Below are 11,777 nucleotides of genomic sequence, written 5' to 3'. Positions count from 1 at the left end.
TTGTCATTAATATTAGATTTGTCTCACACTTTTTTATCTCCCCGATGATGAATTGCGCTATCTGGCGTAATTGTTGCAACCGTTGAGTCTATACAGCTGCATGTCCCGCTCCACCGGCATGCCCCCTCACATTGCAGCAAGGAGAGTTTTTATGGGAGATATAATGCGTCCCGTTCCGTTCGGCGAACTTCTGAACCGGATCTTTGAAGAATATAAGGCGAGCCGTTCTATTTTTGGGATCAATGAACGGCAATTTTACCGCAAGGCTCAGCAGCACCCGCTTCTGTCCGTATTTGGTGAAACCTATGAGACGCCGATCGGCCCCGCAGCCGGTCCCCATACTCAGCTTGCACAAAATATAGTGGTGTCATGGCTTACCGGCGGTCGCTTTATCGAGGTGAAAACCGTTCAGATAATCGATACCCTGGAACTGGAAAAACCCTGCATTGATGCGCAGGATGAATGTTTCAACACCGAATGGTCCACAGAATTTACCCTGCCGAAAGCCCACGATGAATATCTGAAAGCCTGGTTTGCCCTCCATTTATTAGAAGCCATTTTTGACCCGCGCACCAAAGGCGAAGCCAAGTCATTCATCTTTAATATGAGTGTCGGGTATAACCTTGACGGAATTAAGCAGCCGCGTATGCAGCAGTATATTCACGCCATGATGGACTCTTCTCAGTTGCCGTCTTTCGCGCAGTACCGCGACGAAATGAAAGCCTTTATCTCTCGTCCGGGTTTCCTTGCCGAACTGGGTTTAGAGAGCCGCAAAGCTGATCTGCTGGTGGTCGCCGACCTGGTTCCGGGCGATTTATCCAGAGGTGTGACACTTTCCACCATGCACGGTTGCCCGCCGGATGAGATTGAAGCTATCTGCCGCTATATGCTGGAAGAGAAGCACATCAACACATATGTGAAGCTGAACCCGACACTGCTCGGTTTTTCCCGCGTGCGTGAGATTCTTGATACCTGCGGATTTGATTATATCGGGCTGAGTGAAGAGTCTTTCTCACATGACCTGAAACTGGATCGCGCGCTGGAAATGTTACAGCGTCTGCTGGATCTCGGGAAAGAAGTGAAGCGCGGCTTCGGCGTGAAACTGACCAATACCCTCGGCACTGTTAATCACAAAGGTCGTCTGCCGGGTGAAGAGATGTATATGTCCGGGCGCGCCTTGTTTCCGCTCTCTATTAATGTTGCCGCCCTGCTTTCCCGCCACTTTGACGGCAAACTGCCGATTTCCTACTCGGGTGGTGCAAGCAAATTTAATATCCGCGATATTTTTGAGTCCGGTATTCGTCCGATCACCATGGCAACTGACCTGCTGAAACCCGGTGGTTACATGCGCCAGACTGAGTGTCTGAATGCACTGGAAGACTCAGACGCCTGGGGCATGACACAGGTTGATGTGGGCAAACTGAATGCACTTGCTGAGCGCTCTGTCAGCATGGAATACACCCAGAAACACTGGAAATCAGACCAGGAAATTGATGCCGGCGGCCCGCTGCCGATGACAGATTGCTATGTCGCACCTTGCGTGACCGCTTGTGCGATTAAGCAGGATATTCCTGAGTATATCCGCCTGCTGGGCGAAGGCCGCTACGCCGATGCACTGGAGCTGATTTATCAGCGCAATGCCCTGCCGGCTATCACCGGTCATATTTGTGATCACCAATGCCAGTACAACTGTACCCGCCTGGATTATGAAAGTGCGCTGAATATCCGCGAACTGAAAAAAATCGCCGTGGAAAAAGGCTGGAAAGAGTATAAAGCGCGCTGGCATAAACCCGCCGGAACCGGTGATAAAAATCCTGTTGCTGTGATTGGAGCCGGCCCTGCCGGTCTGGCTGCCGGGTATTTCCTCGCCCGCGCCGGTCACCCGGTGACTATCTTTGAAAAAGAAGCCAATGCGGGCGGTGTCGTCGCCAATATTATTCCGCATTTCCGTATTCCGCGTGAAACCATTGAACATGATATTCAGTTTGTTGCCGACCACGGCGTAAAATTTGAATACAGCTGCGACCCGAAACTGACTGTCGATAAACTGCTGGAGCAGGGTTTCCATTATGTGCTGGTCGGGATCGGAACAGATAAAAACAGCGGCGTGAAACTGGCGGGTGATAACCGCAATGTCTACAAATCTCTGCCGTTCCTGCACGATTACAACAACAACGCGCCATTACAGATGGGTAAACACGTTGCGGTTATCGGTGCCGGTAATACCGCAATGGACTGCGCCCGCGCCGCCAAACGCATTGCCGGTGTACAGGACGTGACCGTTATCTACCGCCGCTCTCAATCTGAAATGCCGGCCTGGCCGGAAGAGTATGAAGAAGCGGTTGAAGATGATGTGAAATTTATGTTCCTGCATAACCCGGAACAGTTTAATGCTGACGGCACACTGCTGGTGCGCACTATGAAACTTGGTGAGCCGGATGAGTCAGGCCGCCGCCGCCCTGTTGCAACTGATGAAACCGTCACTCTGAAAATTGACAGCGTGATAACCGCCATCGGCGAACAGCAGGACTGCGAAGCATTATCACAAATCGGCGTGCCGATGGGTGATGACGGCTGGCCTGCTGTATATCGCAACAGCGGTGAAACCACCCGCACCAATGTGTTCCTGATTGGTGATGTGCAGAGCGGTCCATCCTCGATTGTTGCCGCTATCGGTGACGCCGGACATGCGGTCGATACCATTCTTGAGCGCGAAAATATCCTTTCTCACTATGGTAATAAATACTGGCTCAATGCCGATCCGCAGGAAATCACTGACCGCAAAGGCGCAATCGCTGTACAGATGGTAAACAGTGACGATCGCGAAGCCTTTGTGAAACAGGAAGCACAGCGCTGCCTGGAATGTAATTACGTTTGTGCGAAATGTGTGGATGTCTGTCCGAACCGCGCCAATATTTCACTGCCTATCCCGGGCTTCCGTGACCGTTATCAGACACTCCACCTTGATGCAATGTGTAATGAGTGCGGCAACTGTGCGCAGTTCTGTCCGTGGCAGGGTAAGCCTTACAAAGACAAAGTCACTATCTTCAGTCTGCCGGAAGATTTCACCAACAGCACCAACCCGGGTTTCCTGGCTGACGGCGATAAATTTACCGTGCGTCTGGATGGCAAGGTCTGCGAGATGAAACTGAACAGTGATGGTGAATTCAGTAATGTTCCGCCGGAACTGGAAGCGATGTGCCGCATTATGAGTCACGTCAATAAGCACTATCACTATCTGTTAGGCCGGGTGGAGGTATAAACCATGCTGATCCTGAAAAATGCCACAGTTGTTGAGTTTGAACCGGCGGCTATCCGCGAAGGGATTGATATCGCCATCGACGGTGACAAAATTGTCGCTACCGGCAGCGGGCTGAATTCCCGCTATCCGGGGTCGGAAACCAAAGAGATGCATGGTCGTCTGGTGATGCCGGGGATTGTCTGCTCCCATAACCATTTTTATTCCGGTTTATCCCGCGGGATCATGGCGAATATCGCACCAAGCCCGGATTTTATTTCCACACTGAAAAATCTGTGGTGGCGGCTGGATCGCGCGCTGGATGAAGAATCTCTTTATTACAGCGGGCTTATCTGCTCACTCGAGGCGATTAAAAGCGGCTGTACCGCCGTGGTCGATCATCACGCATCACCCGATTATATCGCCGGCTCCCTGAAAACCCTGCGTGACGGCTTCCTGAAAGCCGGTCTGCGCGGAATGACCTGTTATGAAACCACTGATCGCAACGGCGGACTGAAAGAGCTGGAAGCCGGTGTGGCAGAAAATATCGCCTTTGCAGAGCTGATTGACAGCGAGCGCAAAAGCGGTAAATCCCGCTATCTGGTGGAAGCCCATATCGGGGCGCACGCGCCGTTCACTGTTGCTGATGAAGGTCTGGCAATGCTGCGCGATGCCATCAAAAAAACGGGGCGCGGGCTGCACATTCATGCGGCGGAAGACAGCTACGATGTATCATACAGTCATGATAAATATGGCAAAGACCTGCTGATCCGCCTGGGTGAATTTGATCTTATCAATGAGAAAACCCTTGTTGCTCACGGGCTGTATTTATCTTCCGCAGATATTGACCTGCTGAATAAAAAAGATGGTTTCCTTGTTCACAACGCCCGCTCCAATATGAATAACCATGTCGGTTATAACCACCGCCTGGGTGATTATAACAATGTGGTGCTCGGCACGGACGGTATCGGCTCCGATATGTTTGAAGAGCTTAAATTCGCGTTCTTCAAACACCGCGATGCCGGTGGTTCTATGTGGCCGGACAGCTTTACCCGCTTCCTGTGGAACGGCAACAAATTGCTGGCGCGCAACTTTGGTAAACAGTTTGGTCGCGTCGAAGCCGGCTATCAGGCAGATTTAACCATTTGTGATTACATGCCGCCGACCCCGTTTGTCGGTGACAATCTGCCGGGTCATCTGGCGTTCGGATTAGGATCATCAAGCGTTCACAGTGTGATGGTGGATGGCGTGATGGTCTATGAAAACAGACAGTTCCCGTTTGATATCGAACCAATTTTTGCCGATGCGCGCAAAGCCGCGAAGAAAATGTGGGCCCGGATGGACGCACTGAAATAAATAAAACCATGGCCTGCGGTTATACCGCAGGTCTGAAGAGCAATGTAGGGGTAACCCATGATCGAACAATTTTTCCGTCCTGCCACTTTATCGCAGGCAACTGAGCTGAAAAACCGGTTTCAGGACAGTGCTGTCTGGCTTGCCGGCGGCAGTAAGCTGAATGCCTTACTCACAAAAACCAGCCGCAATATTGCGATTTCGCTGTCTCTTCTGCCGCTGAAAACCATTGAATGGCAGGACGGTATTCTGCGTATCGGAGCAACTGTCACGCTGGAAGCCCTGCGTGAAAGCCCGCTTATTCCGCGCGCGCTGTATGACGCACTGGGTTTTATTTATTCACGCCATATCCGCAACCAGGCAACTATCGGCGGGGAAATTGCCGCCTGCCAGCGCGAGCATGCGCTGCTGCCGGTTCTGCTGGTGCTGGATGCACAGGTACAACTCGCCAACAGCAATGATGTTATTTCGCTGGAAAGCTACCTCGCTAAACCGGATGAGCGCCTGATCACTCACTTAGTTCTGCAGGATCCGTTCCGCCGCTGCGCGACCCGGACAATCCGTGAAACTGCCGATGGCTGGTCTGTTGTTACCGCCGCCGTTGCACTGACCGGCAACAATGAGCAACGAATTGCTGTGGATGGTGTTGGCTGTGCGATTGCCCGGCTGCCACAGATTGAAGCAAAACAACTCAGTGGCGAAGCCCTGGAAAAAGCAGTCAGTCAGGCGGTAAGTCCGAAAGCTGACCTGACGGGCAGCGAAGAGTACAAACGCTATATCACCGGAATTTTAGTATCAGACCTGCTGACAGACTGCCGGCAAATGGGGGAGAAATAATAGATGAACGTCCATTTTATACTTAACGGCACCCCGCATTCACTTGATTGTATCCCGGGCGAAAATGTCCGCGATATTCTGTTTGGTTTAGGAATGCACTCAGTACGTAACAGTGATGACGGCTTTGGTTTTGCCGGCTCTGATGCCATTTTACTCAACGGCAATATTGTTAATGCCTCACTGCTGATCGCCGCCCAGCTGGAAGGTGCGGTAATCGAGACCGCCGAATCCCTCGGCAAATGGAATGAGCTGAGCGATGTTCAGCAGGCAATGGTGGATGTCGGTGTGATCCAGTCCGGTTACAACGATCCTGCCGCTGCCCTAATCCTGACTGATCTGATCAACCGCATTCCGGAGCCTGATCGCGCACAAATTGATGATGCACTCTCCGGTTTATTCAGCCGTGATGCCGGTTATCAGCAGTTTTATCAGGTTATCGAATTACTGATCAAACGCCGCAAAGACCCCCGTTATAAAGCCGATACCGCACCGGAATTCCGCGACGATCTGACAGTTGTCGGGAAAGTCACACCGAAAACCGATGCCGCCGTTATGGTGCAGGCAAAACCCTGCTATGTGGAAGACCGCATCCCTGCCAATACCTGTGTGATAAAAATGCTGCGCAGCCCGCATGCGCATGCGTTGATCACTCATATTGATGTCAGCAAAGCGGAAGCGTTGCCGGGCGTGGTGCATGTGATTACACATAAAAACTGTCCGGATATTTATTACACCCCTGGCGGACAGAGTGCGCCGGAGCCGTCTCCGCTTGACCGCCGCATGTTCGGCAAAAAAGTCCGCCACGTCGGTGACCGTATTGCCGCTGTTGTCGCTGAAAATGAAGCAATCGCACTGAAAGCATTATCTCTGATCAGTGTGGAATATGAAGTACTGAAGCCTGTGCTGAATATTGATGAAGCCAAAGCCGATGGCGCACCGCTGGTGCATGATGAGCCGGTTATTTATGTCAACGGCGCACCCGCTGATCTGGCTGAACAAAACAAGAATGCTGCCGATCGCGGCGAGCACATGCAGATTAATTTCCCTATCGGCTCAAAACCGTGCAAAAACATCGCCGCTGGCGTGCATGGTCATATCGGTGATTTGGATAAGGGCTTTAAAGAGGCGGATGTTGTGCTGGAGCGCACATACGAATCCCGCCAGGTTCAGCAATGTCCGACTGAGCCGCACATCTGTTACACCTATATGAACGACGACCGCCTGGTTATTCATGCCTCCACTCAGGTGCCGTGGCACTTACGCCGCCAGGTGGCGCGTATCCTCGGTCTGAAACAGAATAAAGTGCATGTCATCAAAGAACGTGTCGGCGGCGGCTTCGGCTCCAAGCAGGACATACTGCTGGAAGAAGTCTGCGCATGGGCAACCTATGTGACCGGGCGTCCTGTCTCTTTCCGCTACACCCGCGAAGAAGAGTTTATCGCCAATACCAGCCGCCACGTGGCAAAAGTGAAAATTAAGCTGGGTGCCACCAAAGACGGCAAAATCACTGCCATCAATATGGAATTTCTCGCAAATACCGGTCCTTATGGTAACCACTCACTGACTGTACCGAGTAACGGCCCTGCACTGTCACTGCCGCTTTATCCGTGTGATAACGTCGATTTTCAGGTAACCACGTATTACTCGAATATCTGTCCGACCGGGGCTTATCAGGGATATGGCGCGCCAAAAGGTAACTTTGCGCTGACTATGATCCTGGCAGAACTGGCAAAAGAACTGAATATCGACCTGCTTGATTTGATCGAAACAAACCGTGTGCATGAAGGTCAGGAACTGAAAATCCTCGGCGCTATCGGGGAAGGTAAAATGCCGACCTCCGTACCACGCGCAGCCAGCTGCGCCCTCGGTCCTATCCTGAAAAAAGGCCGCGAACTGATTAACTGGGATTCCCCGCGCAAACAGAACGGAGACTGGAAAACCGGGCGCGGCGTTGCCATTATCATGCAGAAATCCGGTATTCCGGATATCGACCAGGCAAACTGTATGGTGAAACTGGAATCTGACGGTACCTTTATTGTCCACTCAGGCGGGGCTGATATCGGTACCGGGCTTGATACGGTTGTGAAAAAACTGACTGCCGAAGTACTGCTTTGTGATCTTGATGATATCCATGTCATTTCGGGTGATACCGACCACGCCCTGTTTGATAAAGGCGCGTATGCCTCATCCGGGACTTGTTTTTCCGGTAATGCGGCGAAAATGGCAGCTGAAAATCTGCGCGAAAAAATCCTGTTCCACGGCGCAGCACAGCTTGGCGAACCGGTGGAAGATGTCGCGCTTGCCGCGCCGGGTGTGGTACGTGGTAAAAAAGGAGAAATCTCTTTCGGGGATCTGGCACATGCCGCAGAAGGCGGAACCGGGTTTGGTGTGCTGGTGGCGAACGCCAGTTATATCACGCCGGACTTTGCTTTCCCGTATGGCGCAAACTTTGCTGAAGTGTCAGTGAATACCCGTACCGGTGAAATTCGCCTGGATAAATTCTATGCGCTGCTCGACTGCGGTACCCCGGTGAACCCGGATCTGGCATTAGGTCAGATTTACGGCGCATCCATGCGTGCCATTGGTCACAGTATGTCAGAAGAGATCCGCTACGACGCGAAAGGTGTACCGCTGACCCGCGACCTGAAAACTTACGGCGCACCAAAAATCGGCGATATCCCGCGTGACTTCCGCGCATTCCTGGTGCCGAGTGATGATAAAGTCGGTCCGTATGGTGCGAAATCTATCTCTGAAATTGCCGTCAACGGGGCTTCTCCTGCCATCGCCACCGCTATCCATGACGCCTGTGGTGTCTGGCTGCGTGAATGGCACTTCACTCCGGAAAAAATTCTGCGCGGCATGGGCAAAATGTAATCCGGCCAACACCCGCCCTCACCGGTTCCGGTGAGGGCTTTTTGTAAGCAGAGGAGTCAGCTATGTCTTCGGAACATACCGTCAAGGCGGTACGCGGGAAGTTTCTCGATATCACCCGTGTAGTAACCTCAATGGATGATTTGCCCGGCGCGGTCCGCCTGATTGACGACGGATTAATGCTTCTTCGCCACGGAAAAATAGAGTGGTTCGGTCAGTGGGAAGAGGGAAAACACCTTATTCCTGAATCTGTCCGCGTGCGTGATTACACCGGAAAACTGGTTGTACCGGGCTTTATAGATACCCACGTTCACTATCCGCAAAGTGAAATGATTGGCGCTCACGGCGAACAACTGCTTGAGTGGCTGAATAAACACGTTTTCCCGACAGAGAAACTGTATCAGGATATTGATTACGCACGGGAAATGTCTGCATTTTTTATCAAACAACTGTTACGCAACGGCACCACTACGGCGCTGGTATTCAGTACTGTACACCCTGAATCCGTCAATGCCCTGTTTGATGCCGCCAGCCAGCTCAATATGCGGCTGATCACCGGTAAAGTGATGATGGACAGAAATGCGCCGGATTATCTGACCGATACCCCGGAAAGCAGCTATGAAGAGTGCAAAACGCTTATCGAACGCTGGCACAAAAACGGGCGTCTGCTCTATGCCATCACCCCGCGCTTTGCCCCGACTTCCAGCCCGGAACAGCTGGCCGTCTGTCAGCGTCTGCGTAAAGAGTATCCGGATACCTGGGTACATACGCATCTGAATGAAAATAAAGATGAAATCGCCTGGGTGAAAGAGCTTTATCCGGACAGTAAAAACTATCTGGATGTTTATCACCATTACGGTTTAACCGGTGAGCGCAGTGTGTTTGCTCACTGTATCCATCTAGAGGAAGAAGAGTGGGATTGCCTGCACGATACCGGCTCTGCCGTGGCATTCTGCCCGACCTCAAACCTGTATCTCGGCAGCGGCTTGTTTAATCTGAAAAAAGCGCTCGCCAAAAAAGTAAAAGTCGGGATTGGTACTGATGTTGGTGCCGGAACGACCTTCAATATGCTGCAAACACTGAGTGAAGCATACAAAGTGATGCAGTTGCAGAAAACCTGTTTATCCGCCTTTGAAGCCTTTTACCTCGCCACTCTCGGCGGCGCACATTCACTGGGACTGGATAACTGTATTGGTAACTTTGATATCGGCAAAGAAGCCGACTTTGTGGTACTGGAACCGACCGCGACCCCGCTCCAGCAGTTGCGTTATGACAACTCACGCACGCTGGCGGAAAAATTATTTGTGCTGATTGCGCTTGGTGATGACCGCACGATTTACCGGACTTATATCGATGGACGCCTGGTCTATGAACGGACCTGACGCACACCGGCGTAGTGAATAAAAAAACTTTTTTTTCATTTCATTCTCGGGGTCTGCAATTATGTCTGATAATACAACACCGGATCATTCAGGAGCCGCTGCTAAAGGCGCACTTGATACGTACTTTAAAATTTCCTCCCGTGGCAGCAGTGTCAAACGGGAGATCCTGGCAGGTGTGACCACGTTCCTCGCCATGGTCTATTCTGTCATCGTCGTACCCTCCATGCTCGGCAAAGCCGGGTTTCCGCCCGGAGCTATCTTTGTCGCCACCTGCCTTGTCGCCAGTATCGGTTCCATCATGATGGGTCTGTGGGCAAATCTGCCGATGGCAATCGGCTGTGCTATCTCACTCACCGCCTTTACCGCATTCAGTCTGGTGCTCGGTCAACACATCAGTATCCCTGTTGCCCTCGGCGCTGTGTTTTTGATGGGGGTTATTTTTACCCTGATCTCTGTCACCGGTGTGCGAAAATGGATACTACGCAATCTCCCTATGGGGATAGCAAACGGCACCGGGATAGGGATAGGCTTGTTCCTGCTGCTGATTGCCGCAAATGGCGTCGGACTGGTTATCAAAAACCCGCTGGAAGGTCTGCCGGTGGCAATGGGTGCATTTACCTCTTTCCCGGTTGCCATGGCGTTGATTGGTCTGGCGATGATTGTCAGCCTGGAGAAAATGCACGTTCCGGGCGGCATCCTGCTGGTTATCGTCGGGATCTCCGTTATTGGTCTGATAGTTGACCCGAATGTCACCTATCAGGGTTTGATTGCAATGCCGTCGCTGAATGATGCCAATGGTAATTCATTGATATTCAGTATGGATATTATGGGTGCATTACAACCTGTCGTTCTGCCGAGTGTTCTTGCGCTGGTGATGACCGCCGTCTTCGATGCCACCGGGACTATCCGCGCGGTTGCCGGTCAGGCAAATCTGCTGGATGAAGATAATCAGATTATCAATGGCGGCAAGGCGCTGACAGTGGACTCCGTCAGCTCCATTATTTCAGGCTGTGTCGGCGCATCACCTGCAGCGGTTTATATTGAATCCGCAGCCGGTACGGCAGCGGGCGGAAAAACCGGACTGACGGCCGTCACTGTCGGCGTATTGTTCCTGCTTATCCTCTTTTTCTCACCACTTTCCTATCTGATCCCGGTCTATGCAACCGCACCCGCTCTGATGTATGTCGGGCTGCTGATGCTGAGCAATGTGGCAAAACTGGATTTCGATGACTCTGTGGATGCCATGTCCGGGCTTGTCTGTGCCGTCTTTATCGTGCTGACCTGTAATATCGTCACCGGTATTATGCTGGGTTATGTCACCCTGGTAATCGGGCGTCTGGTCGCCAGAGAGTGGCGCAAACTGAATGCCGGTACCGTCATTATTGCTATTGTGTTAGTCGCGTTCTATGCCGGAGGCTGGGCGATTTAATATTTTCTGAGTGATTTATATACCCGGTGTCATTCCGGATACAGGCAGATATCAGCCGGTAAGCCAGCTATCTGAATAAATAAAAGTATAAAACCGGTGCATTTCAGTACCGGTTTTTTATTATATAACTGTAACACATTTAATCTTCTTATTATTTCATTAACAACTCTTACCAATTGATTTGTTATTTTTTAAGTCAGACAATAAGTCGTTGTCTGTAACGCCGACGTGCGTACAGAGCAGCTTATTTTAAAAATGGACAAATTCATAAGGATATAAAATGAAAGAATTAAACGTAGCAGAAATTCAGGCAGTTTCCGGTGCTGGTATTTTCTCTGATGCAGGTACATTAATTGGCCAGGCTATCGGTGGTATTGTTGGTCACTACAAAGGTACTGAAGAGCAGAGTGCAAAGATTGGTTTAGATTTTGGTAAAACCATTGGTGGTATCGTTGACCAATCTATTTCTATGATTTCTTCATGGTTTAAATCTGTCAGAAAATAATACGCACAGCGTATTAAGAATCTTTGTTCCATAACCGTGTTATCTCAGGGGTCGGATATTACCGGCCCCTTTAAGTATTTCCCCTGATAAAACAGATTTTTCTTAAATTCCTTATATTTCATACTTCATTCCTTTCCACACACTTATTCAATATCTGATGCA

At 51.0% G+C, this 11,777-nt stretch carries 7 protein-coding genes; all 7 read left to right on the top strand.

Annotated features, from left to right (window positions below; all coding sequences use genetic code 11):
- Positions 1–151: 151 nt before the first annotated feature.
- A complete protein-coding gene (ygfK, locus tag ACMHKJ_RS04020; protein WP_413492208.1) occupies positions 152–3,262 on the top strand; it encodes a putative selenate reductase subunit YgfK in 3,111 nt (1,036 codons plus the stop codon).
- A gap of 3 nt (positions 3,263–3,265) precedes the next feature.
- Positions 3,266–4,594 carry a putative aminohydrolase SsnA gene (ssnA, locus tag ACMHKJ_RS04015; RefSeq protein ID WP_413492207.1) on the top strand — a complete coding sequence of 443 codons (1,329 nt, stop codon included), beginning with the start codon at positions 3,266–3,268 and terminating at the stop codon, positions 4,592–4,594.
- Between the two features lie 57 nt (positions 4,595–4,651).
- Entirely contained in the window at positions 4,652–5,428 is a 777-nt protein-coding gene (ygfM, locus tag ACMHKJ_RS04010; protein WP_413492206.1) for a molybdopterin-dependent oxidoreductase FAD-binding subunit, read from the top strand.
- Positions 5,429–5,431: 3 nt separating this feature from the next.
- A complete protein-coding gene (locus tag ACMHKJ_RS04005) occupies positions 5,432–8,302 on the top strand; it encodes a molybdopterin-dependent oxidoreductase Mo/Fe-S-binding subunit (protein ID WP_413492205.1) in 2,871 nt (956 codons plus the stop codon).
- A 62-nt stretch (positions 8,303–8,364) separates the two neighbouring features.
- Entirely contained in the window at positions 8,365–9,681 is a 1,317-nt protein-coding gene (gene guaD, locus ACMHKJ_RS04000; protein ID WP_413492203.1) for a guanine deaminase, read from the top strand.
- A 61-nt stretch (positions 9,682–9,742) separates the two neighbouring features.
- Positions 9,743–11,110: an NCS2 family permease gene (locus ACMHKJ_RS03995; RefSeq protein WP_413492202.1), complete on the top strand. Its 1,368-nt coding sequence runs from the start codon at positions 9,743–9,745 to the stop codon at positions 11,108–11,110.
- Between the two features lie 280 nt (positions 11,111–11,390).
- Positions 11,391–11,615, top strand: a complete 225-nt coding sequence (locus ACMHKJ_RS03990) for a hypothetical protein (protein WP_413492200.1) — start codon at positions 11,391–11,393, stop codon at positions 11,613–11,615.
- Positions 11,616–11,777: the final 162 nt, after the last annotated feature.

Source organism: Morganella psychrotolerans, from assembly GCF_965118875.1.
In the GTDB taxonomy this organism is placed as follows: domain Bacteria; phylum Pseudomonadota; class Gammaproteobacteria; order Enterobacterales; family Enterobacteriaceae; genus Morganella; species Morganella psychrotolerans_C.
This window is presented reverse-complemented; position numbering and strand designations above follow the sequence as displayed.

Coding starts and splice junctions, on each gene's coding strand:
- ACMHKJ_RS03995 (WP_413492202.1), top strand. CDS start 9,743: ATGTCTGATAATACAACACCGGATCATTCAGGAGCCGCTGCTAAAGGC.
- ygfM (WP_413492206.1), top strand. CDS start 4,652: ATGATCGAACAATTTTTCCGTCCTGCCACTTTATCGCAGGCAACTGAG.
- ygfK (WP_413492208.1), top strand. CDS start 152: ATGGGAGATATAATGCGTCCCGTTCCGTTCGGCGAACTTCTGAACCGG.
- ACMHKJ_RS03990 (WP_413492200.1), top strand. CDS start 11,391: ATGAAAGAATTAAACGTAGCAGAAATTCAGGCAGTTTCCGGTGCTGGT.
- guaD (WP_413492203.1), top strand. CDS start 8,365: ATGTCTTCGGAACATACCGTCAAGGCGGTACGCGGGAAGTTTCTCGAT.
- ACMHKJ_RS04005 (WP_413492205.1), top strand. CDS start 5,432: ATGAACGTCCATTTTATACTTAACGGCACCCCGCATTCACTTGATTGT.
- ssnA (WP_413492207.1), top strand. CDS start 3,266: ATGCTGATCCTGAAAAATGCCACAGTTGTTGAGTTTGAACCGGCGGCT.